This window comes from Pseudoalteromonas sp. B131b (assembly GCF_037162545.1).
Taxonomy (GTDB): Bacteria; Pseudomonadota; Gammaproteobacteria; order Enterobacterales; family Alteromonadaceae; genus Pseudoalteromonas; species Pseudoalteromonas fuliginea.
In genome coordinates this window covers 963,045-985,826 of the sequence record NZ_JARLUZ010000001.1, presented here as the reverse complement: position 1 = coordinate 985,826, position 22,782 = coordinate 963,045, and the positions used below count along the sequence as shown (strand labels likewise).

Here is a 22,782-nt window from a genome sequence, read left to right as displayed (position 1 = left end):
TTGAAATTAATTAAATTATAAACATTAGCAAGTGAAAAGGTTGGCATAAGATAAAACTTGTTTTATTTTTAAATGAGCGATAGTATTTAGTTTCCTTATTGCATTTGCATTTCTCGCACATGTAGCCCAAAGTACCGCCATACTTTGGGCATATCCCTTTAAATTTATATAGCTTCCGAATTACTCTAATAACCGTACTACTCATGCTTAAACGCTGAAAAAAAACTAATCGTTGATGATACTTGCCAAGAAAAAATAAGAATTATCATGCGTTACAAGCAGTTTTTCGAGGGATACCGAATAGTTCCCTACTTACGCTAGGGTTTCAGTCATAGAGAAGTTAGAAAGTGCTTGAAAGTCATTCAAAGCACTATAAATATTGAGGCCCGCCGTAATAATATTATCTGTACGCGGTTGCGCATTCTCAAAGCAAATATTTACTTCGGCAACCTTTATCATCATGAGAACAAAGTTTGAGTCTAAAGCTTAATGGATTGCTCCGGCAGTACATTAGCAGAGGTATAAAATTAAGCACAGTAATGGACAAATAGATTATGCAAGAGCAACGTGACAGAACTAGAGTCTAGGGAAATAACTTTATTACAAACAACTGAAGTTATCTGAAATACACTTAGAGTGTGTGACTTAATTTAGCTAGTTGTACATTATAGACTTGAATTCGCAGTTACCAAAACGCAGTAAACTTACATCCTAAGTAATGCCACATTTTCTAGCATTAAAACCTCAAATTAAATGCAAAAAATACTGCGTTAAGTTTGAATAGAATTTTTCGGGCTTTAGTCTAATATTAAAACCTTAACTTTTTGCAATTAAAAGAAATTAGATTAGCGAGTAACTCAAAAGTTAAAGATATTAAATAAAATTGATTTTATCCAGAAATAAACAGCAAGATTAAATTAAGCACCAATCTGTTCAGTCAACTTTTGTGTTTTAAGTAACAAGTATGTGTTCTATAGAAAACGCACAAAGTCACAGCCAATTAAGTTATTACATATAAAGATACAAAGGAGTTTTCTTTGGAAAAACCAATCAAATTTAAGTCGTACTAATTTTGATATATAGCGCTCACCTTACAAAACAGTAATTTATTTTTTCTATAGTGATAACCTCACAAGTTCATTATTCACTAACTCTGATACTTCTAATGATAGGGTATTTACTGTACTCGAAGAATTAACATTTAAAATGAGTTCTTCGGTCTTATTAACTTCATATACTTTTTTAGGAATAACTTTAATGCCTTCAGAAAAATCATATTCGTAAACAGCTTTCCCCGTTGAGTGATAAAGTTTATTTTGACTTATTGATAAAGAGTGTTTATAAGCTGATTGTTTAACTTTAAAACCTTTTGTTTGCTCCCCTGTAGATAAATCGAAAAATATCAACATATCTAGATTATTCAAAAAAACGAGTTTATTATCAAGTAACTGGCCAAACCATACAGCATTTTTTACTGGCAACAATATACTATTAGAGTTGCTCCTGTTAAAAATATAAGCAGTACTATTCGTAGTAATTTTACCTTGTACAATATAGCCAATATTATTTTCTTGCAAATAATTAACCGAGATTAAATTACCTTTTGGGGTAATGACATCTTTAACCGATAAATCTTCATATCTGAGTATTTCTATTTCATTTTTATTAATACCAAGGGCTTCTTGGGAATCAGAAGATATTTTAAAGTCCTTATATCTTAAATTTACCTTTTTAGACGTGACCTTACCGTCTTTGAATACTGTATTTAACTTAATTAATCCCCCATCCCTACTTAAAAAAACAACATTTTCTCCAACTATATTTGCAAAGCCACTTTCTAGCTTTGATACACGTTCAAAGTTTTTAGAAGTTAAATCGAACCTGTAAATATTATGAGAAAAAGGGTAAGTAAGCCCTAAAATATTTTTATTATCAATTGGATAGGTTACTGAGTAAACACTTTCACTATCCACTTTTGTCTTACTTTCTAAACGATTATTTCTTAATGAGTATTCGTAAAAAATCTCTTCTTTATTGTCATACCACAACAATGAATCTGTTTCATTTTGGTAATTAATTGACCATATTCTACTCTTAGTCTCGTATAGTTTTATTTGTGCGCCACCTTCCAAATCCGTCATATATAATTCACTAGAATTAAATTGGTGTCTTTCAAATATAATTTTGTTTTTACTTTTTATAAAGTAGAGAAGCTTATCTCCATACGAATTTAAGTTTGGCGAACTTATTTGAAACTCATCACCTGTGCTTAAGTTTCGATTAACAAGGGCTGACAATTCTGAACGCTTCCTGTAACCATATTTTGAGTAAATATAAGAGTTGTTAGCTAAACTTAAAGCGTTTACTTGATGCGAAGGCTCACACTCGAATAAAAATTTACTATCAGCATTACCTGTTAAACCAACCTCCCACAGCTCACATTTACCTTCAGTTTCTAAACTATAAATTGCACGTTCGCTATCAATTGACCAACCTGCTGGGAATATATTAGCGTTTACTTCTGAGATTTTTCTCTCTTGCCCGGTATTTAAGTTTTTTAATAAAAGTGCTGAATATGATTGATCTTCTTCAAGGAATGAAAGTGCGACAGTTGAGCTGTCTGGGGAAAGTATCATTCGACTATACACTCCCTGTAGCCAAGAAAGCGTTTCTTCGTTAAATTTTTTCTCTACAATCTTTGAGCTTTTTGTTTCAACCTTTGATAACGTATCTTTTTGTTTATTGCCATTTTGATTTAGTATGCTTTGAAGCATGAAGATACTACTAAAAAATCCTAAAATTAACATGGCTATTAGCACTATTAACTTTTTTGTTTTTTATTAGGTGTTTCTTTTAATGCGCTAACTTGGCCCAAAGCCAAAGATTCGTCTTCATAGTAAATAACTTCCGGCTCTAAAAAAACTATAGCCCTTTCTGTAGTGTGTTTTTACTACTAAACCGCGTTGAATTTCAGATTTTAGGACTTTTCTAAGTTCTGACATTGCTCGGTTAATTGCGTTGTCATCAACATAGTGTTGGCACCAAACATCATCAACAAGATCTTGACGGGTAATAATCTCGTCTTTATTTATGATCAAATAACATAAGATTTTAAAAAGAAGAGGCTCCAATTCTCTTTCTACTTCACCATCAGAAATTATTTGAAGTTTTGGATTAAGGCTCCACGCACCAAACTTGATTTCTTTGACACTACGGGGGAAATTTACTTCTTTCATAATTGTTATAACCCAACATCCATATCACAGCTTGAGAATAAAAAATGTTTAAACTGTTTCAAATGGGAAAACATTAACGAGAGATTAACAGCTATATAAAGTAATGTCATCTGAACAGTCACAAAAAAGCCCACATAAAGTGGGCTTTTTAAAACCGGATAGGCTTACTTGTGACGTAATTGCTGAATTACGCGTAACTGAGCAACTGCTTCTGCCAGTCGCGTAGCCGCTTGTTGATAATCAAACTCAACAGCTGACGAATTCGCCATATGTTCTTCAGCTTCACGTTTAGCTTTTTGTACAGAATCTTCATCTAAATCTTCACCACGAACCGCAGTATCTGCAAGAATCGTGATGTGATTTGGTTGAACTTCTAATGTACCGCCAGCAACATATATCACATCTTCGTGACCAAATTGCTTAACTAAACGTACCATACCAGGTTTAAGGGCAGTTAGTAATGGAGCATGGCCTAGGTTTACACCCAGCTCGCCTTCACTACCAGATACTTGAATCGATTCAACAAGACCAGAGAACAAACTCTGCTCAGCGCTTACTACGTCAAGATGTACAGTCATAGCTGTCATACTACCCTCCTAGTTACATGCCTTTGGCTTTTTCTTGAGCTTCTTCGATAGAGCCAACCATGTAGAACGCTTGCTCTGGCATATCATCAAATTCACCGTTTAAGATGCCTTTAAAGCCAGCAATTGTATCTTTTAGTGATACGTATTTACCAGACGCGCCTGTAAACACCTCTGCCACGAAGAATGGCTGAGATAGGAAACGTTGGATTTTACGTGCACGAGATACAAGTTGCTTATCTTCGTCAGAAAGCTCGTCCATACCTAGGATTGCAATGATGTCTTTAAGTTCTTTGTAACGCTGAAGAACTGTTTGAACGCCACGTGCTGTATCGTAGTGCTCTTGACCAATTACTTGTGGGTCAAGTTGACGCGAAGATGAATCAAGTGGGTCTACCGCTGGGTAGATACCAAGTGATGCGATATCACGTGAAAGTACTACTGTTGCGTCTAAGTGAGCAAAGGTCGTTGCTGGAGATGGATCTGTTAAATCATCCGCAGGTACGTATACCGCTTGGATTGATGTAATTGAACCCGTCTTAGTTGAAGCAATACGCTCTTGAAGCACACCCATTTCTTCAGCAAGTGTAGGCTGGTAACCTACCGCTGATGGCATACGACCAAGTAGTGCAGATACTTCTGTACCAGCAAGAGTGTAACGGTAGATGTTATCTACGAAGAAAAGTACATCGCGACCTTCGTCACGGAACTTTTCGGCCATAGTAAGACCTGTTAACGCTACGCGTAAACGGTTACCTGGAGGCTCGTTCATCTGGCCGTATACAAGCGATACTTTATCAAGTACGTTTGAATCGTTCATCTCATGGTAGAAATCGTTACCCTCACGTGTACGCTCACCAACACCTGCGAATACTGAGTAGCCGCTGTGCTCGATTGCGATGTTACGGATAAGTTCCATCATGTTTACAGTTTTACCAACACCGGCACCACCGAATAAACCAACTTTACCACCTTTAGCAAACGGACATACAAGGTCGATAACCTTAATACCAGTTTCTAAAAGTTCAACTGAACTTGATTGCTCTTCGTATGAAGGCGCTGCACGGTGAATAGACATACGGTCTTCTTCGCCGATTGGACCCGCTTCATCAATTGGCTCACCAAGTACGTTCATGATACGACCAAGCGTTGCTTTACCAACTGGAACTTGAATCGATTCACCTGTATTCATAACTAAAGCACTACGACGTAAACCATCAGTAGTACCCATAGCGATAGTACGCACTACACCGCCACCTAGCTGCTGTTGAACTTCTAGAGTCAAACCAGCTAAATCGCCATCTGTTACTCTTAGTGCGTGGTATACCGCTGGCACGCTATCTTGTGGAAATTCAATATCCACAACGGCGCCGATAATTTGGACGACCTTACCTAAACTCATGTCTATTCCTCTCGTTAATCTTTACCTGAAGCATTAAACTGCTGCTGAGCCAGAACAAATCTCACTAATTTCTTGTGTGATTGCTGCTTGGCGAGCCTTGTTATAAACAAGCTGTAGCTCGTCCATAAGGTCACCTGCGTTATCAGTTGCAGCTTTCATTGCAACCATACGAGCAGCCTGTTCTGAGGCAGCATTTTCTACCACACCTTGGTATGCTTGAGACTCAATAAAGCGTACTAACAAAGACTCTAAAATAGCCTCTGGGTTTGGCTCGTATAAGTAATCCCATGTGTGAGCAGATACTTCTTCTTCAGCTTTTGGCAAAGGGAGTAACTGATCTATAATTGGCTCTTGCTTCATGGTATTAACGAATTTGTTATATACCAAGAATAAACGGTCTATTTTGCCTTCAGAAAATGCATCAAGCATAACTTTTACAGGACCAATAACGTCTTGTACTGAAGGTTTATCTCCTAGGCCCGCTTTTTTAGCGAGTAGTTGACCACCAAAACGTTGAAAGAAGCCAGCTGCCTTACTACCTAAAGTAGCAAATTCAGCATCAACACCTTTCTCTTTCCACGCTTTAACATCAAGTGCAACTTTCTTAAACTCGTTTGAGTTTAGACCGCCACACAGACCACGGTCTGTAGAGATAACAATATAACCAACTCGTTTTACTTCACGATCTTTTAAGAACGGGTGAGTAAAATCAAGATTTGCTTGAGCAACACGACCAATTACTTCACGTAATTTATTAGCGTATGGACGGCTTGAAGCAACGCGTTCTTGCGCCCTTTTCATTTTAGACGCAGCAACCATTTCCATTGCGCTAGTGATCTTTTGAGTGTTTTTAATACTCCCGATCTTGCTTTTAATCTCTTTTCCGCTGGCCATGACTCTCTCTCCGAATCAAGGTGTGCTTTAGTTTCCTAAAGCGCACCATTAATAACTAAATTACCAAGTTTGCGTAGACTTGAACTTCGTAAGAAGTTCTTTAAGCTGCGCTTCGATCTCGGCATTCAAGTTACCAGTTTCATTGATTTGAGCCACAAGCTCTGCGTATGTGCTAGTTGCATAAGAAAGTAAAGCTGCTTCAAAGTCACCGATTTTCGCGATTTCGATGTCTTGAAGGAAGCCTTTTTCAGCGGCAAATAACGACAAAGACATTTCAGCAACAGACATTGGCGCGTACTGTTTCTGCTTCATTAGCTCTGTTACACGCTCACCATGCTCAAGTTGAGCACGAGTAGCATCATCAAGGTCAGACGCGAACTGCGAGAACGCAGCTAATTCACGGTACTGAGCTAGGGCTAGACGGATACCGCCACCTAGTTTCTTAACGATTTTAGTTTGTGCAGCACCACCAACACGCGATACCGAGATACCAGCATTTACTGCCGGACGGATACCTGAGTTGAATAAGTCAGTTTCTAAGAAGATCTGACCATCGGTGATAGAGATAACGTTAGTCGGTACGAACGCAGAAACGTCGCCGCCTTGAGTTTCAATGATTGGCAATGCCGTCAATGAACCAGTTTTACCTTTCACTTCACCATTAGTGAACTTTTCAACGTAATCTGCGTTTACACGCGATGCACGCTCTAAAAGACGAGAGTGAAGGTAGAATACGTCACCTGGGTATGCTTCACGGCCTGGTGGACGCTTAAGTAGTAATGAAATTTGACGGTAAGCAACTGCTTGCTTAGACAAATCATCATATACGATTAATGCGTTTTCACCACGGTCACGGAAGTATTCACCCATAGTACAGCCCGCGAACGGTGCTAAGTACTGAAGTGCCGCAGATTCAGAAGCAGATGCAACAACTACGATAGTATTTGCTAGTGCACCATGCTCTTCTAATTTACGAACTACGTTTGCAATAGTAGATGCTTTTTGACCAATCGCAACGTACACACACTTAACGCCTGTGTCTTTTTGATTGATGATTGCATCGATTGCTAGTGCAGTTTTACCTGTTTGACGGTCACCGATGATAAGTTCACGTTGACCACGACCAACTGGAATCATCGCATCGATAGATTTATAACCAGTTTGAACTGGCTCATCTACTGACTTACGCTCGATTACACCTGGTGCAATTTTTTCTACAGGTTCAAACCCGTCGTTATCTAAAGCGCCTTTACCATCGATTGGAGCACCTAGTGTGTTTACAACACGACCAAGTAGACCAGGACCAACAGGAACTTCTAAAATACGACCAGTTGTATATACTTTTACGCCTTCAGTAAGGTCAGCGTACGGACCCATTACTACTGCACCAATTGAGTCGCGCTCAAGGTTTAGTGCGATAGCATAACGGCTGCCAGGAAGCTCAATCATTTCACCTTGCATACAGTCAGCAAGACCGTGGATGCGGATGATACCGTCAGTAACAGATACAATAGTACCTTCGTTACGAGCTTCACTTACAACTTCGAACTTCTCAATACGTTGTTTGATCAGATCTGAAATTTCAGTGGAATTAAGTTGCATGCTCTTTTTCCCAATTACGATTGTAGTGTTGTAGCTAAGCGGCTTAATTTACCGCGAATAGTACCGTCGATTACAGTGTCGCCAGACCTAATAATAAGCCCACCAACCACTGACGCGTCTTCACTACAATTCAGCTTAACTTTGCGTGCGAAACGTTTTTCAAGTGCCGCTACCAATGACTCTTGTTGCGCAGCAACAAGAGGAGTTGCAGAAATCACATCTACTTCGATTTCTTTATCGTATTGTGCTTTAAATTCAGCAAATAACTGTGCAACTTCAGGTAGAGCTGTCAAACGTCCATTTTCAGCCATCACCTTAACTAGGTTCTGACCTTGTTCGTTGAGCTGCTCAGCACAAAGTTGAATAAATAATTCAGCTTGTGCAGTAGCTGTAGGCATACCTGCTAAAGCAGATGATGCTTGTTCATTGCTGGCTACGTGGCCTGCAAAGAACAACATATCATTCCAGCTTTCTAGAGTGCCTTTCTCAACGGCAAGTTCAAAAGCCGCTTTAGCGTATGGGCGAGCGATAGTAGTCAAATTAGACATGCTCATACCCTCCTAATTACAGCTCAGCGACAAGTTTTTCAACGATGTCACTATGTGCGGCTTGATTAATTTCACGCTCTAAAATACGTTCTGCACCAATCACTGCCAGTGTTGCTACTTGCTTACGTAGCTCTTCTGTTATGCGATTACGTTCAGACTCAACTTCAGAGTGCCCTTGAGCAATGATACTTTCACGCTCTTGCTGACCACGAAGTGTTTCTTCGTCAACAATTAGCACTGCACGCTTTTTAGCTTGATCAATGATATCAGCCGCTTGAGCTTTTGCATCTTTAAGCTGTTCAGCAGCTTTCTTTTGCGCAAGTTCTAAGTCTTTTTCGGCTCTATCAGAGGCAGCTAAACCATCTTCGATTTTTTTCTGGCGAGCTTCAATTGCACCGTTTAGTGGTGGCCATACGTATTTCATACAAAATAATACGAACACCGTAAACGCAATCAATTCACCGATAAGAGTGGCGTTTAAATTCACAACCGCTCCTCCTTAAATAGTAAGCTGTTCAAAAAATAAAATTAAAGTACGAACAACAATACCATAGCGATACCAACACCAATCATTGCTACAGCATCGATTAGACCAGCAAGAATAAACATCTTAACTTGTAGCGATGGTGCAAGCTCAGGTTGACGCGCACATGCTTCAAGGAATTTACCGCCCATGTTACCAAAACCGATTGCTGTGCCGATTGCACCAAAGCCGATTAGTAAAGCTACTGCGATATACTTAAGACCTAATACTAGTTCCATTTTTTTCTCCAAAGTTTCAATTGTAAATTAAAGTTAAATATTAAAGGTTATAAAAATTAGTGATTATCTGAGCTTGCCATACTTAGGTATACGATTGTTAGCATCATAAATACGAATGCTTGCAATACAATTACTAAGATGTGGAATACAGCCCAAACAAAATGCAATGGTAATTGCATAAATCCGATAGCGCCGATCAAGATGAAAATCAATTCACCTGCATATAAGTTACCAAACAAACGTAGCGCTAATGAAAACGGTTTAGAAACCAGCGCAATCAGTTCAAGTAATAAGTTAAACGGGATTAAAAGGATTTGTAGTGCAGTATTATTTGAACTAAACGGGTGAAGTGTTAGTTCTTTAATAAAACCACCGATGCCTTTTATTTTAATTGAGTAGCCTATCATTAAAATAAATACGCCAAGCGCTAGCGCCGCAGTCATATTAATGTCAGTCGTTGGTACAATTTTCATGTACACATCGTGTGAATCCATACCAAACGCAGTTTCACCAACAAAACCAGCTAATGCAGGTAAAAAGTCAACCGGTATTAAATCCATTAAGTTCATTAAAAATATCCAAACGAATATTGTTAATGCTAATGGTGCAATAAGCTTGCTTTTACCATGGAAAGTATCACGTACGTTGTCACCAACAAACTCTACTACCATTTCAATGAAACATTGAAATTTTCCAGGTACACCTAGTGTTGATTTTTTAGCGGCACTACGAAAGATCCATAAAAATATAAGACCTAAACCGATAGACCATGCGAGGGTATCTATATGCCATGTCCAGAATCCACTGTCCGTACATGCTTTATTGAAGGCGAGACCTGTATCGGTCGAGCACATCTTAGCATTGGTCAAATGGTGCTGGATATGGCCAGATAGAGTAACTTCTTCTGCTGCCATGTTATATCCCAAAAGTTAATGTTTAAAAAAACGGGTGCGAACAATCCAGTAAAGAGCGCCAGTATATAAGTACTAAAAAAGGGTAATAAAATTACCGGAAAATGCTTCAGTACTAGCGCAAACAATACAATTGTTAGCATAAATTTTAATCCGTTGCCGCGTTTTAACGAGGCATACGCTTGATTTGCTCGACTTGCACCCATATACCTAAATGCATAAAGTGCAAATACAAAGTGCGGAAGTACTGCGACAAATCCACCAGCGAGTGATGAAAGCGAAGCATTGGCTCCCGAACTAAAAAAATAATTACAGCAGCAACTAATGCTACAACACCCTGAAGGCAAATTAACTTTAATACGGCAAGTCTATATGGACTCGCTAACTTATCAGTCACGTTTAGTTAACCTTTATTGCGTTCTAATTGTTAGGGTGTGAAAACTGGCGAAATTATACTTAATCCTGCCAGTTTTGCAACTTGAGTAGACGGTTTGTAACACGAAATAGCTACAAATGTCTCTTTTTAGACATGTAGAAAACTAATGGTGGGTATTGTCTTGATTAATGCGATTTAAAATACCGTCAAGTTCATCCAAATTAGTATAAGAAATAACAAGCTTACCTTTGCCTTTTTTATTGTAATTTATTTCAACTTTGGCACCTAGGTTTTCAGCAAGTTGTTGTTCTAATTGCTTAACATCTGGATCTTTTTCGGTTATTTCTTTAGCTGGCACTGGTTCTAAAATTGAGCGAACTAACTTTTCGGTTTCTCGAACTGTTAGTGCTTTAGCGACAGCTAAACGAGCAGCATCAGACTGCGCTTCGCCTTCAAGGGCTAACAGGCAACGAGCATGGCCCATTTCAATATCGCCATGCTCTAACAAAATCTTCACATCGTTATTTAAGTTATTTAAACGCAGTAAATTAGTTACAGTCGTACGTGATTTACCTACCGCATCAGCTACTTGTTGATGTGTTAATTCAAATTCTATTAGTAAACGATTAAGTGCAACCGCTTCTTCCATGGCATTTAAATCTTCACGCTGAATATTTTCTATCAGCGCAATCGCAACGGCAGCTTCATCGGGTACATCTTTAATAATACAAGGTACTGTTTCAAGCTTAGCTATTTGCGCTGCGCGCCAACGACGCTCACCGGCGATAATTTCAAAGCTATTATGTGCAATAGGGCGCACAACAATAGGTTGAATAATACCTTGTGAGCGAATAGAACTAGCAAGCTCTTCTAGCGCCTCTTCAGACATGTCTTTACGAGGTTGGTATTTACCAGAGTGTAAAAACTCTATTGGAAGTTTTTGTAATTCACTGTTATTTGGCCCAGCTGCATTTTTTACAGCTTCAGTCACGTTTGATGTGTCTTGTTCCTTGCTTGCGCTCGGTGCAGGCTTTGACGAACTTAAAAGTGCATCGAGTCCTCGGCCTAAACCTCGTTTTTTAGCAGACATGTTATTTTTTACCTCAAAGTTAGGCGACAACGGACGCTGTTTTTTCTTTTCTGCGTAACATTTCACCAGCGAGTGCTAAATACGCTTTAGCGCCACTTGATGCCCGGTCATAATACATAGCTGGAGCACCAAAACTAGGTGCTTCGGCTAAGCGAACATTACGTGGGATCACCGTACGGTATACTTTATCGCCAAAATGTTGTTTTAATTGTTCTGATACATCATTTGCCAAACGGTTACGCGGGTCATACATAGTACGAAGTATGCCTTCAATTTGTAAACTCGGATTCACTAATCTAGCAAGCTGCGTAATCGTATCCATTAATGCGGTTAACCCTTCAAGTGCATAATACTCACACTGCATTGGTACCAAAATAGAATCAGCCGCAGCCATAGCATTAACAGTTAACATATTTAAAGAAGGCGGACAGTCTATAAAAATAAATTCGTACTGGTCCTGAATTTTTTCAAGCGCGTTACGTAAACGCACCTCACGGGCAAATAATTCCATGAGTTTAACTTCTGCAGCGGTTACATCACCGTTTGCAGCAATCATATGGTATTCGCCTGACGTTTCTTTGATGATAACGTCTTCTATAGGTTTATCTTCAATAAGTAAGTCGTAAATAGTTGGCACATCGCCGTACTTATCTACGCCACTCCCCATAGTCGCATTACCTTGCGGATCGAGATCAATTAACAGCACTTTACGTTTCGTTGCAGCCATAGATGCAGCGAGATTAACAGCGGTTGTAGTTTTACCCACTCCACCTTTTTGATTTGCTAATGCGATGACTTTTGCCACAGTGTCTCTGATCCCTAGTCTTTAGAAAGAATAATTAAATGTCGTTGTGCATCTAACTTAGGCACTTCTAATGCAATTTTTTGCTCAAACTTGACGCCTGCAGGTAATGACTCTAGCTCTTCGCTAGGGAACACGCCTTTAAGTGCTATAAATTTGCCCGAATGATCAATTAAGTGCGAACACCAGTCAACCATATCTTGTAATGAAGCAAATGCGCGACTAAGTACGCCGTCTAATTTAACACTTGGTTGATATTCTTCAACTCTAGACTGCACAGGGGTTACATTATCAAGACCTAGTTCATGTTTAACATGCATTAAAAATCGCACACGTTTACCTAAACTATCTAATAGCACAAAATGTGTATTTGGTAATGCAATTGCCAACACGATACCCGGTAAGCCAGGCCCTGTACCTACATCAATATAATGATGTCCGGGTAAATGAGGCGCAACAACTAAACTGTCCATAATATGCTTAATCATCATTTCTTCAGGTAAACGTACTGAAGTTAAGTTATAAGCTTTATTCCACTTATTTAATAACTCAACGTAACGGACTAGCTGTTGCTGTTGTTTTTCTGTTAGCGCAATATCAGTTTGCGCTAACAATGTAGTTAATTGTTGCTGTAACACTATGTACCCTTATCGTTACGCAGATTTGCGTAATAAGCCTTGCTTCTTCAGATACACCAATAATAGCGAAATCGCCGCAGGGGTGATACCAGAAATACGCGATGCTTGACCAATCGTGTCAGGACGTGACTCAATAAGCTTAGCAACTACCTCATTTGATAAACCAGATACGGTTTTGTAATCAAACTCTTTTGGTAAAATTGTTTGCTCATGACGAAGCTGCTTATTGATTTCATCTTGTTGGCGCGCAATATAACCTGCGTACTTAGTATGGATCTCAACTTGCTCGAGTGCTGCTTTATTTGTGAATTCAGATCCCAATCCGTCAATAGCCATCAGATCGTTGTAACGTATCTCCGGACGGCGAAGTAATTCTTCCAAGCTTGCTTCACGCGTAAGCGGGGTTTTAAGTAATGCGTTTACTTGATCTACAACGGCATGATCTTTGTGGATCCATGTATCTTTAATGCGTTGTTTCTCTTTTTCGATTACTTCCATTTTTTCGTTAAATGCCTGCCAGCGTTCGTCATTAACCAAACCAAGCTCACGGCCTTTTTCAGTTAAACGAATATCAGCATTATCTTCACGAAGTAATAAACGATATTCAGCACGGCTGGTAAACATACGGTAGGGTTCTTTTGTACCCAGTGTTGCTAAGTCATCGATTAATACACCAACATAAGCTTCATCACGACGTGGTGTCCAAGAATCTTTGCCTTGCACTTTTAGCGCAGCATTCATACCTGCAATTAAGCCTTGTGCACCTGCTTCTTCATAGCCGGTAGTACCGTTAATTTGACCCGCGAAAAATAAGCCTTCAATAAATTTAGTTTCTAAAGACTGTTTTAAATCACGTGGATCAAAGTAGTCATATTCTATTGCATAACCTGGTCGACAAATATGTGCATTTTCAAAACCAGAAATAGATTGCACAATCTCAAGTTGTACATCAAACGGTAAACTAGTCGAAATACCATTTGGATATAATTCGTATGATGTTAAACCTTCAGGCTCAACAAATATTTGATGTTTATCTTTATCTGCAAAACGAACAATTTTATCTTCAATTGAAGGGCAGTAGCGAGGACCAATACCTTCAATAACACCTGAGTACATAGGTGAGCGATGTAGGTTTTTACGAATAACATCATGTGTTTTTTCGTTTGTGTAAGTGATGTAACACGGTATCTGTTGTGGGTGATCTGATTGTTTACCCATAAACGAAAACACAGGTGTTGGTGTATCACCAGGCTGTGCTTCCATTTTTGTAAAATCAACAGTACGTGCATCAATACGTGGCGGTGTACCTGTTTTTAAACGATCAACTCTAAATGGATGTTCACGTAAGCGATCAGCTAAAGCGATTGAAGGAGGATCGCCTGCACGGCCGCCTTTGTAATTTTCTAACCCTATATGGATTAAGCCACCTAAAAAAGTACCCACGGTTAAAACAACACTTGGTGCACTAAAACGCAAACCCATTTGAGTTACTACGCCAGTAACACGATCGTTTTCAACAATAAGATCATCACACGATTGTTGAAAAATTTTAAGATTATCTTGATTTTGTAATGTTGTTTGAATAGCCGCTTTGTACAAGGCGCGATCTGCTTGTGCTCGAGTTGCACGAACAGCAGGTCCTTTTGAAGAATTTAGTGTACGAAATTGGATCCCGCCTTTATCAATGGCCTGTGCCATTGCACCACCAAGCGCGTCAATTTCTTTTACCAAATGACCTTTGCCTATCCCACCAATTGCTGGGTTACAAGACATTTGACCAAGGGTATCCATATTGTGAGTCAGTAGCAGGGTATTCATCCCCATACGGGCAGCTACTAATGCGGCTTCAGTGCCAGCATGTCCACCACCTACTACGATAACGTCAAAATTTTCGTGAAAAATCATTAATGGGATCCTACTTAAATCAAACCGGTAAACTTCAAAAGGGAGCGTATTCTACCTAGAAATTGGCAGAAGATAAATGATTAAACAGTGGGCAAGATCTAAGTATGTGATCTCTAATAATATAAAGGATCTTTTAAAGAGATCTTTTATTACTATTACTACTACGGATCGACTTTTCTGTTGATAAGGTTTAGATCTTCATTAAAAACATCAAATTAGATCAGATCTAAAGGTGTTAATATGATCGGATCATCCCGCAAATAAGCTCTGATCAAAAAGGCACTTTATGCACAGGGCTGAATCAGTTAGATCTTATCCCATGGATAAGCATGCTTTAAAAAGCAGTTTATTCAATCTTTATCCACAAAATCTATTAAATTATTAGTAAATTGTGGGTAACATTATATGTAATTTTTACTTGATCTCTCTATTTTAAGCCTGTTTTGGTTATCCAAGAGTCTAACCATGCTAATGCGGTGTCCTCTGGTAGTGCTTCATCGAGAATATTAAGCTCTAAGCGTTCTGCTACTTTTATAGCGCCTTTTTGAGCTAATAAGGCATCTATATTACGTCCAGCTTGGTTGTAAGTGTCATAACTGGTATCACCTAAAGCGATTACTGAGTATTTTAATTGAGATAAATCATTAGCTTGAGTCACATCTTCAACAAAGCTAATAAAGTTTTCAGGGTAATCACCTGCGCCATAAGTAGATGTGCAAATTAACCAAATGGTATTTTGCTGATCAATATCGCTAAATTCAGGTTGATCATGTAGTTGTGTAGTAATACCAAGGTTATTTAGCGCGTCGCTTAGTTGCTCTGCAACATACTCGGCTGATCCCATTTGGCTGCCAACAATAAGATTTACTGAACTCATGAATATTAGTGATCACATTTGTTTTAATTGCTGGCTATGATAACTGAGTGAGGGTAACAGTAAAGTTAAGAGTGCCATTTTGTATAACTATTTTTGCAGCAATTTTACACTCATTCAAAAATACTTCATTAAGTTGTTGATAATATAGGGTTTAACAAATTATCTTTAAATGTAATCTTCTGATCAAGTTGTTGATAACAGTGGGGAAAGCTCTGCTTAAGTAGGCTTATTAGGTTGTTTTATATCCGCTAAGTTATTGATATTTCTAATCAGTAAAAAGTTGAAATAGTAATTTATATATTAAAAGTAGATGTTGATCATAATGTGGATATAAAGCCTGTTGATAACCTCAAATTTAGATCTAAAATAAATTTTTAAAATGATCTAATAAAGCAGATCTAATGAAATTAATTAAAAATAAGCTCATAAACGGATAAATATTAATAAATAGTGAGGTTTTTTCAGCTTGTTTACCTGTTTTTGGTATTTGTTTGAGCTGAAAATTAGGTATTGTGGATAAGTGATCTCGGTATTTTTAATTTTATGCGAATTTAGAGCTGCTATTTTTTTTAATTTTGCTGGTTGAGTTAGCAGATCAAAACTTTTTAATACTTAACAGTTGAGTTATTTTATTTAAAAATCACAATGATTATCAAATTATATGTTATCAAAAGTAAGTTTTTTAGAGTAATAATCAGTGTTTTTAGCTCTTTAATTGAGCAAAAAGCATCATTCTTTGCGTGTATGAGGTGTGTTTTAGTGCATTTTTGTGGGCTAAAGTAAGTATAAGAAAGCCATTTATAACTAATTTTTGTATGAAGTATAACGCTTTAAAAGTGTGTTATTGTTTGAAAAATGTATCGGTTTTGTATTAATAATAGGGGTAATTTACGCTATTAATGCCGCTAAAGAGTATATTCCACATTGTTTAATCTAAGTAATCAGACCTCTCTTAGCACGTAACAAAGGTAGCTTTGAATATGATTTATCGACTGTAACTCTCAGGTATTAGACGTATAAATAGCATATTTTAAAGCCTAATTTTTTATATGAAAAAGAGCACCTGAGTGCTCTTTATTATAAGAATATGCTTGTAATAAGGTGTTTATTTACCAATACAAAACGAGCTAAATATCTTTCCTAGTAAATCGTCAGAGGTAAATTCACCGGTTATTTCATTCAAATACTGCTGTGTTAAACGCAGTTCTTCAGCCAGTATTTCACCGGCAATGTGCATTTCTAATTGTGTTTTACCGATATCTAAATGATGGGCCGCACTTTCCAGTGCATCCAAATGACGACGGCGCGCCATAAAGCCACCTTCAGTTGCACCTTGAAAGCCTATACAGGCTTTTAAATGCTCGCGAACAAGTTCAATACCGTCAGCATTTTTGGCACTTAAGCTGATGACCGGGTATTGTTGCTCTTGCTCCATTCCTACTATATCACCCGATAAATCGGCCTTATTTCTGATGACTGTCACGCCCATACCTTCTGGTAATTTTGCCATAAACTCAGGCCAAATTTTATGCGGGTCAGTATCTATAGTGTCAGTGCCATCAAGCATAAATAAAACGCGATCGGCTTGGTTTATTTCATCCCATGCACGCTCAATGCCTATTTGTTCTACTCTGTCTGGGCTTTCGCGCAGGCCTGCGGTATCTATAATATGCAGTGGCATACCATCTATATGTATATGCTCTCTTAGTACGTCGCGAGTGGTACCGGCTATTTCTGTTACTATTGCGGCTTCACGACCAGCTAGAGCGTTGAGTAGGCTTGATTTACCCGCATTTGGGCGACCAGCAATAACAACACGCATACCTTCGCGCATTATGCTGCCTTGCTTGGCTTGATTAGTTACAGTATTAAGCTGGGTAATAATGGCGTCTAAGTCGCCTGACACTTTACCGTCTGATAAAAAATCAATTTCTTCATCAGGAAAGTCTATTGCCGCTTCTACATACATACGTAAGTGAATTACTTTTTCTACGAGTGTTTCTATGTGCTTAGAAAATTCACCTTGGAGAGACTGTAAGGCGCTTTTAGCTGCTTGCTCGCTCGTAGCATTAATTAAGTCGGCGATGGCTTCTGCTTGTGTTAAATCAAGCTTGTCATTCATAAATGCACGCTCAGAAAACTCACCTGGCTTTGCTAAACGAACCCCGTCTATTTTACTAATTTCTTTGAGTAACATATCAAGTACTACAGGACCACCATGGCCTTGTAGCTCAAGCACATCTTCGCCTGTAAATGAGTTAGGGCCTGCAAAGTAAATGGCAATACCTTGATCAAGTTGTTCGCCAGCTAGGCTTTTAAATGGCACGTAATCGGCGTAGCGAACTTTAGGAATTTTACCTACCACTTTTTCGGCAACGCTTTTAGCAAGGCTGCCTGAAACGCGAATTATACCAACGCCACCACGTCCGGGAGCGGTTGCTTGTGCTGCAATTGTATCTTGATTGATCATGCTATTAATTTGCCAACGATGAGTAACTTTATGGCGGTATTGTAACCTATGAAATAAACACTCGCGAATACTCTGGTGAAAAACAGGCAATAAAAAAGGCGACCTAAGTCGCCTTTATATAAGTAATATACCCAAACCATCTCGATGTGGCTTGGGTATAGGCGCTAGCCTCTTACTTTAATTCCTTTTTTTCCATGCCACGGTAGATGATTAACATCTGGACAATAGAAATAAGGTTAGACACTAACCAGTAAAGAACTAAACCCGATGGGAACCATAAGAAAAATACAGAGAAGATAACCGGCATAAAGGTCATCATTTTTTGCTGCATTGGATCAGTAACCGTCATAGGTTGTAGCTTTTGCGTCACAAACATACTCGCACCAAATAATATTGGTAATACGTAGTATGGGTCTTTCGCAGAAAGGTCAGTTAACCAAAAAATGAATTCAGCGTGGCGAAGTTCAGTTGACTCTAAGAATACGTAGAACAAGGCTAAGAAAATTGGCATTTGTAGCAAAATAGGGAAACAGCCACCCATTGGGTTAACTTTTTCTTTTTTGTACATTTCCATAGTTGCTTGGCCGAACTTTTGACGGTCGTCACCAAACTTTTCTTTAAGAGCTGCCATTTTAGGCTGTAGGGCACGCATTTTTGCCATTGAAGTGTATTGCGCTTTAGTAAGTGGGTACATTAACGATTTAACGATAATAGTGATGGCAATAATTGCTACACCCCAGTTACCTAAAATGCTATGTAGCCATTTTAGCAATACAAATAAAGGTTGCGAAATAAACCATAGCCAACCGTAATCTACAGTTAAGTCTAGGTCTGGGTGAATCGCTTCAAGAATATCCGATTCTTTCGGGCCCATATAATAAATAGCAGTTAGTTTTTGCTCACTACCAGCTTGAATATTAACAGCTTCATCTTTAGCACCAATAATAGCGGCATTACTTTTTGTAATTAAGCTATAAATTGTATTTGATTGATCCTGCATTGGAACCCAAGCACTTACAAAGTAATGTTGAATAAAGGCAACATAACCACCTTGGGTGTTTTTGTTTAGGTTTTTATCAGCCATATCTGAAAAACTATACTTTTCGTATGGTTCTTCGTCAGTACCGTATGCAGCACCTAAATAGTTTTGATCAACCATGCTGCCTTTTTCTTGTACTGTACGCTTAATCTGCGTGTATAGCTGTACTTGAAGCGGTGCGCTGGTGGTGTTGTTAATTTTGTATTCTAAGCCTACGTCATACTGACCTTTTTTGAATACATACGTTTTAGTAAAACTAACACCATTACGATCTGTAAACTGAAGTGGAACGCGAAGCTCATCACCCGTTAAGGTATATGACTTTTGTTCGGTATTGTAAGTAGGGCGACCGTTAGCTGATGCGTCAGGGCCATTTAAGCCAATTAAGCCACTTTGTGAAAAGTATTGTTTGCCATCAAACTCACCAAGCAACATAAAAGGAGTGTTACTTCCTTTGGTGTCTTCGTATTGAAGAAGGTCTGCTTCAACAATGTCACCGCCTTTGGTGTCAATTTTAACTTTAAAAACGTCAGTTGTGATTTCAATAACTGAACGTTTAGCTAAAGTTGCTGAAGTAGGTAATTCTGAATCTGACGATGAAGGAATATAATCATCCGACTCTGGTGAATTTGCTTTTAGTGTTTGTGTTGTGGCACTTGGATCGACTTTAGGCTTGTTGTAATCATTGTCCCATTCTTGGAACAATAAAAACGACACTAGCATTAGGCCAATTAATAAAAACGTGCGTTGCGATTCCATAACAGCTCTTATTTCTCGTGTTGGTGGTTAATATGGGTTAATTTTTCAGGGACGGGGTCGTCTCCGCCTGAATGTAAAGGATGGCATTTTAATATGCGTTTCAAAGCTAACCAACTACCTTTTACCGATCCATGCAATTTAATTGCTTGAATAGCATAACTAGAACAGGTTGGATTAAAACGACAATGCGGACCTAACAGCGGGCTAATCCACTTTTGATAACCGCGGATAAATAACACTAAACAAAAAGTTGGTAAAGCAACAAGTGGTTTAAGTAACCTCATGATGTTTATGCCCCTACTTAAGTTTAGTGAGATAGATATCATGTATTTAAAGACTCAATTAGAAATTTTAAATGCATGATTAAAAGGTGAGCTAAAGATACATTAATTAACCCTGCAATTCTATTGCAATTAGGTTTGTTTATTAGATTTAGCTGATTTGTTTGGGCGTTTCTTAAAAGGTGGCGGTTTAGGTGCACCTGGTTTACAGCGTTCGTTAATTTTTCGCCATAATTTAGTAAGTTGTTTGGTTATTTCTTCATTAGACTGCTCATCAATACCATTTTTAACCATAAGCACAATATCAATATTATCGATGCTGTGTTGATTTAAACGAAAACTTTCGCGAGCGAGACGTTTAATACGGTTTCGTTGGCATGCCTTTTTTACACGTTTTTTAGCAACAGTAAGCCCTAACCTAGGTTTATCTTGGTTATTTGGTTTAGCTAATAGAGTAAAGAAAGGAGTTGCAGCCCGAGCGGGTTCATTAAATATGCGAGAGTAATGCGAGGGAGTTAACAGACGTAACTCCCTGCCAAAGCTAAAGTCTTCCACTTATAAATTAAGCAGAAAGAACTTTGCGGCCTTTAGCGCGGCGACGTGCTAATACTTTACGGCCATTTACAGTTGCCATGCGAGCACGGAAGCCGTGTGCACGTTTGCGTTTTAAAACGCTAGGTTGAAAAGTTCTTTTCATAACAATCTCATCCGATCGGTTAAAGTTAAAACATCCTATACAGGTCGCGATCCTGGCATAGGTGCCATTGCGAGCGCGAGATATTATAGATGAAGTGACTCAAAGTCAATCATAATTACAGCCTATACTAAGTGTTAGTTACTCTATTCATGGTGATCGAGAATTATGATCCACTAGGATCATCATAAATAAGAAGTTTTCCACAGCCCCTGTATAAAAAGTGAATAAAAGCAGGGGAAAAGTAAAATGGATCGTAAAATTGGTTCGCGATCTTAGTGTTATTTTGTTATGATCTGTCATCAGGCTTTGAAATAAAAGCTTATTTAAATCAGTCTGTTAATGTTTTTATACAGCGATATCAACAATTTTATAAAAATCAATCTTTTACTTGTGGATAAAGTGTCTTCATAATACGCGGCCTTGGGCCACTTATTTGGCTATTTTGACGCAATAAATGCATGATTTTTAATCATTAATGATGTGCGGGAATAAAAATTATATCTCTGGGAGTTTAACTGTGTATCTGTCGGTTTGGCAAAGTTGTTTATATGTATTGCAAGATGAATTGCCTTCGCAGCAGTTCAGTATGTGGGTAAGACCACTTCAAGCAGAAAGTACCGAAGATACCTTGACGATTTATGCACCTAATCGCTTTGTGCTTGATTGGGTGAGAGAAAAGTACCTCAATAGAATTAACGAACTATTAGTAGAAATTTGTGGTGTTGAAGCACCAGAGCTGCGTTTTGATGTAGGAAGTAAACCTTTATTAAACGCTCAAGCTGCACCGGTTGCAGAAACACAATCTGCGCCAAGCGCACACGCTTCAACAAAACAGCAACCTCGTGAGCAAAAGCCGGTGGTTGAGCCTGCACCTAAGTCAGGTTACAAATCTAATATTAAAGAGAACTATACCTTTGATAGCTTTGTTGAAGGTAAATCAAACCAATTAGCAAAAGCTGCGGCCACACAGGTTGCCGACAATCCTGGTTCTGCTTTTAACCCTGTATTTATATACGGTGGTACTGGTTTAGGTAAAACTCACTTATTACATGCAGTAGGTAATGGCATTATGGCAAATAAGCCAGACGCTAAAATTGTTTATATGCATTCAGAACGCTTTGTTCAAGACATGGTAAAAGCACTACAAAATAACGCAATTGAAGAGTTCAAACGTTATTATCGCAGTGTTGATGCATTAATGATTGATGACATTCAATTTTTTGCTAACAAAGAGCGCTCCCAAGAAGAGTTCTTCCATACCTTTAATGCATTGCTTGAAGGTAACCAACAAATTATTTTAACCTCTGACCGTTATCCTAAAGAGATTGAAGGCGTTGAAGACCGCCTTAAATCACGTTTTGGTTGGGGTTTAACTATCGCGATTGAGCCACCAGAGCTTGAAACACGCGTTGCTATTTTGATGAAAAAAGCACAGCAAAGTAAAATTAATTTACCACACGAAGTTGCTTTTTTATTGCTAAAAAGTTACGCTCAAATGTGCGTGAATTAGAAGGTGCACTTAACCGTGTAATCGCCAATGCTAACTTTACCGGTCGTCCAATTTCGATCGATTTTGTAAAAGAAGCACTGCGCGATTTACTTGCTTTGCAAGACAAACTGGTTACGATTGATAATATTCAGCGCACCGTAGCAGAGTACTATCGAATTCGTGTATCAGATCTGTTGTCTAAGCGCCGCAGTCGCTCTATAGCAAGGCCTCGCCAAGTTGCTATGGCATTATCTAAAGAATTAACTAATCACAGCTTACCTGAGATTGGTGACGCATTTGGTGGACGCGATCATACGACCGTATTGCACGCATGTCGTAAGATAAAATCACTACGTGACGAAAGCCACGAAATTAAAGAAGATTATCAAAACTTAATAAGAACATTGTCATCTTAGGGCT

Annotated in this window: 21 protein-coding genes and 2 pseudogenes; 1 reads left to right on the top strand and 22 read right to left on the bottom strand. The window is 38.5% G+C overall.

Annotated elements, in window-relative coordinates; translation table 11 throughout:
- Nucleotides 1-312 precede the first annotated feature (312 nt).
- The 22 genes and pseudogenes from P4S65_RS04580 to rpmH all read right to left on the bottom strand — a co-directional run bounded on the left by P4S65_RS04580 (nt 313) and on the right by rpmH (nt 20,873).
- Nucleotides 313-462, bottom strand: a complete 150-nt coding sequence (locus P4S65_RS04580; RefSeq protein ID WP_337119660.1) for a hypothetical protein — start codon at nt 460-462, stop codon at nt 313-315.
- 653 nt (nt 463-1,115) lie between these two features.
- Nucleotides 1,116-2,774 (bottom strand): transcriptional regulator, encoded by a 1,659-nt coding sequence (locus P4S65_RS04575; protein ID WP_337119659.1) that lies wholly within the window; start codon nt 2,772-2,774, stop codon nt 1,116-1,118.
- 117 nt (nt 2,775-2,891) lie between these two features.
- Complete coding sequence (locus tag P4S65_RS04570; RefSeq protein ID WP_337119658.1) at nt 2,892-3,236, bottom strand: winged helix-turn-helix domain-containing protein; 345 nt, start codon at nt 3,234-3,236, stop codon at nt 2,892-2,894.
- Between the two features lie 164 nt (nt 3,237-3,400).
- Entirely contained in the window at nt 3,401-3,823 is a 423-nt protein-coding gene (locus tag P4S65_RS04565) for a F0F1 ATP synthase subunit epsilon (protein WP_007377666.1), read from the bottom strand.
- Between the two features lie 13 nt (nt 3,824-3,836).
- Nucleotides 3,837-5,222: a F0F1 ATP synthase subunit beta gene (gene atpD / locus P4S65_RS04560; protein ID WP_007377665.1), complete on the bottom strand. Its 1,386-nt coding sequence runs from the start codon at nt 5,220-5,222 to the stop codon at nt 3,837-3,839.
- A gap of 33 nt (nt 5,223-5,255) precedes the next feature.
- Nucleotides 5,256-6,116: a F0F1 ATP synthase subunit gamma gene (gene atpG / locus P4S65_RS04555; protein ID WP_033031118.1), complete on the bottom strand. Its 861-nt coding sequence runs from the start codon at nt 6,114-6,116 to the stop codon at nt 5,256-5,258.
- 60 nt (nt 6,117-6,176) lie between these two features.
- Complete coding sequence (atpA, locus tag P4S65_RS04550) at nt 6,177-7,718, bottom strand: F0F1 ATP synthase subunit alpha (protein ID WP_004335270.1); 1,542 nt, start codon at nt 7,716-7,718, stop codon at nt 6,177-6,179.
- A gap of 14 nt (nt 7,719-7,732) precedes the next feature.
- A complete protein-coding gene (atpH, locus tag P4S65_RS04545) occupies nt 7,733-8,266 on the bottom strand; it encodes a F0F1 ATP synthase subunit delta (protein WP_007377663.1) in 534 nt (177 codons plus the stop codon).
- Nucleotides 8,267-8,282: 16 nt separating this feature from the next.
- Entirely contained in the window at nt 8,283-8,753 is a 471-nt protein-coding gene (gene atpF / locus P4S65_RS04540) for a F0F1 ATP synthase subunit B (protein WP_004335264.1), read from the bottom strand.
- Nucleotides 8,754-8,794: 41 nt separating this feature from the next.
- A complete protein-coding gene (gene atpE, locus P4S65_RS04535; RefSeq protein WP_004335261.1) occupies nt 8,795-9,028 on the bottom strand; it encodes a F0F1 ATP synthase subunit C in 234 nt (77 codons plus the stop codon).
- Nucleotides 9,029-9,084: 56 nt separating this feature from the next.
- On the bottom strand, nt 9,085-9,942 hold the full coding sequence (gene atpB, locus P4S65_RS04530; protein ID WP_024597178.1) for a F0F1 ATP synthase subunit A: 858 nt from the start codon (nt 9,940-9,942) through the stop codon (nt 9,085-9,087).
- A 26-nt stretch (nt 9,943-9,968) separates the two neighbouring features.
- Nucleotides 9,969-10,336 (bottom strand): annotated as a pseudogene (locus tag P4S65_RS04525) (ATP synthase subunit I); the annotation flags it as partial.
- Nucleotides 10,337-10,478: 142 nt separating this feature from the next.
- Nucleotides 10,479-11,405, bottom strand: coding sequence for a ParB/RepB/Spo0J family partition protein (locus P4S65_RS04520; RefSeq protein WP_007377660.1), 927 nt, complete (start codon nt 11,403-11,405; stop codon nt 10,479-10,481).
- A 19-nt stretch (nt 11,406-11,424) separates the two neighbouring features.
- The gene (locus P4S65_RS04515) at nt 11,425-12,210 is read right to left on the bottom strand and encodes a ParA family protein (protein WP_007377659.1); all 786 of its coding nucleotides are present in this window, start codon (nt 12,208-12,210) and stop codon (nt 11,425-11,427) included.
- Nucleotides 12,211-12,224: 14 nt separating this feature from the next.
- Nucleotides 12,225-12,845, bottom strand: coding sequence for a 16S rRNA (guanine(527)-N(7))-methyltransferase RsmG (rsmG, locus tag P4S65_RS04510; RefSeq protein ID WP_007377658.1), 621 nt, complete (start codon nt 12,843-12,845; stop codon nt 12,225-12,227).
- 15 nt (nt 12,846-12,860) lie between these two features.
- Entirely contained in the window at nt 12,861-14,750 is a 1,890-nt protein-coding gene (gene mnmG, locus P4S65_RS04505) for a tRNA uridine-5-carboxymethylaminomethyl(34) synthesis enzyme MnmG (RefSeq protein WP_337119657.1), read from the bottom strand.
- 427 nt (nt 14,751-15,177) lie between these two features.
- The gene (gene mioC / locus P4S65_RS04500) at nt 15,178-15,627 is read right to left on the bottom strand and encodes an FMN-binding protein MioC (protein WP_007377656.1); all 450 of its coding nucleotides are present in this window, start codon (nt 15,625-15,627) and stop codon (nt 15,178-15,180) included.
- Nucleotides 15,628-16,732: 1,105 nt separating this feature from the next.
- Entirely contained in the window at nt 16,733-18,097 is a 1,365-nt protein-coding gene (gene mnmE, locus P4S65_RS04495; RefSeq protein WP_337119656.1) for a tRNA uridine-5-carboxymethylaminomethyl(34) synthesis GTPase MnmE, read from the bottom strand.
- Between the two features lie 172 nt (nt 18,098-18,269).
- Nucleotides 18,270-19,895: a membrane protein insertase YidC gene (gene yidC / locus P4S65_RS04490; RefSeq protein WP_337119655.1), complete on the bottom strand. Its 1,626-nt coding sequence runs from the start codon at nt 19,893-19,895 to the stop codon at nt 18,270-18,272.
- 8 nt (nt 19,896-19,903) lie between these two features.
- Nucleotides 19,904-20,179 carry a membrane protein insertion efficiency factor YidD gene (yidD, locus tag P4S65_RS04485; RefSeq protein ID WP_008138026.1) on the bottom strand — a complete coding sequence of 92 codons (276 nt, stop codon included), beginning with the start codon at nt 20,177-20,179 and terminating at the stop codon, nt 19,904-19,906.
- Between the two features lie 129 nt (nt 20,180-20,308).
- Entirely contained in the window at nt 20,309-20,731 is a 423-nt protein-coding gene (gene rnpA, locus P4S65_RS04480) for a ribonuclease P protein component (protein WP_033031124.1), read from the bottom strand.
- A 7-nt stretch (nt 20,732-20,738) separates the two neighbouring features.
- The gene (rpmH, locus tag P4S65_RS04475; protein ID WP_004335215.1) at nt 20,739-20,873 is read right to left on the bottom strand and encodes a 50S ribosomal protein L34; all 135 of its coding nucleotides are present in this window, start codon (nt 20,871-20,873) and stop codon (nt 20,739-20,741) included.
- Between the two features lie 517 nt (nt 20,874-21,390).
- Here rpmH and dnaA point away from each other — a divergent pair.
- Nucleotides 21,391-22,778, top strand: a pseudogene (dnaA, locus tag P4S65_RS04470) (chromosomal replication initiator protein DnaA).
- The last annotated feature ends 4 nt before the right edge of the window (nt 22,779-22,782 follow it).

Bases quoted from the DNA above. Each gene is read 5' to 3' on its own strand.
- atpE (WP_004335261.1), bottom strand. From the start codon at position 9,028: ATGGAACTAGTATTAGGTCTTAAGTATATCGCAGTAGCTTTACTAATC.
- mnmE (WP_337119656.1), bottom strand. From the start codon at position 18,097: ATGATCAATCAAGATACAATTGCAGCACAAGCAACCGCTCCCGGACGT.
- P4S65_RS04565 (WP_007377666.1), bottom strand. From the start codon at position 3,823: ATGACAGCTATGACTGTACATCTTGACGTAGTAAGCGCTGAGCAGAGT.
- P4S65_RS04520 (WP_007377660.1), bottom strand. From the start codon at position 11,405: ATGTCTGCTAAAAAACGAGGTTTAGGCCGAGGACTCGATGCACTTTTA.
- mnmG (WP_337119657.1), bottom strand. From the start codon at position 14,750: ATGATTTTTCACGAAAATTTTGACGTTATCGTAGTAGGTGGTGGACAT.
- atpH (WP_007377663.1), bottom strand. From the start codon at position 8,266: ATGTCTAATTTGACTACTATCGCTCGCCCATACGCTAAAGCGGCTTTT.
- P4S65_RS04570 (WP_337119658.1), bottom strand. From the start codon at position 3,236: ATGAAAGAAGTAAATTTCCCCCGTAGTGTCAAAGAAATCAAGTTTGGT.
- P4S65_RS04575 (WP_337119659.1), bottom strand. From the start codon at position 2,774: ATGCTTCAAAGCATACTAAATCAAAATGGCAATAAACAAAAAGATACG.
- atpD (WP_007377665.1), bottom strand. From the start codon at position 5,222: ATGAGTTTAGGTAAGGTCGTCCAAATTATCGGCGCCGTTGTGGATATT.
- atpG (WP_033031118.1), bottom strand. From the start codon at position 6,116: ATGGCCAGCGGAAAAGAGATTAAAAGCAAGATCGGGAGTATTAAAAAC.
- rpmH (WP_004335215.1), bottom strand. From the start codon at position 20,873: ATGAAAAGAACTTTTCAACCTAGCGTTTTAAAACGCAAACGTGCACAC.
- atpA (WP_004335270.1), bottom strand. From the start codon at position 7,718: ATGCAACTTAATTCCACTGAAATTTCAGATCTGATCAAACAACGTATT.
- yidC (WP_337119655.1), bottom strand. From the start codon at position 19,895: ATGGAATCGCAACGCACGTTTTTATTAATTGGCCTAATGCTAGTGTCG.
- P4S65_RS04580 (WP_337119660.1), bottom strand. From the start codon at position 462: ATGATGATAAAGGTTGCCGAAGTAAATATTTGCTTTGAGAATGCGCAA.
- mioC (WP_007377656.1), bottom strand. From the start codon at position 15,627: ATGAGTTCAGTAAATCTTATTGTTGGCAGCCAAATGGGATCAGCCGAG.
- atpB (WP_024597178.1), bottom strand. From the start codon at position 9,942: ATGGCAGCAGAAGAAGTTACTCTATCTGGCCATATCCAGCACCATTTG.
- yidD (WP_008138026.1), bottom strand. From the start codon at position 20,179: ATGAGGTTACTTAAACCACTTGTTGCTTTACCAACTTTTTGTTTAGTG.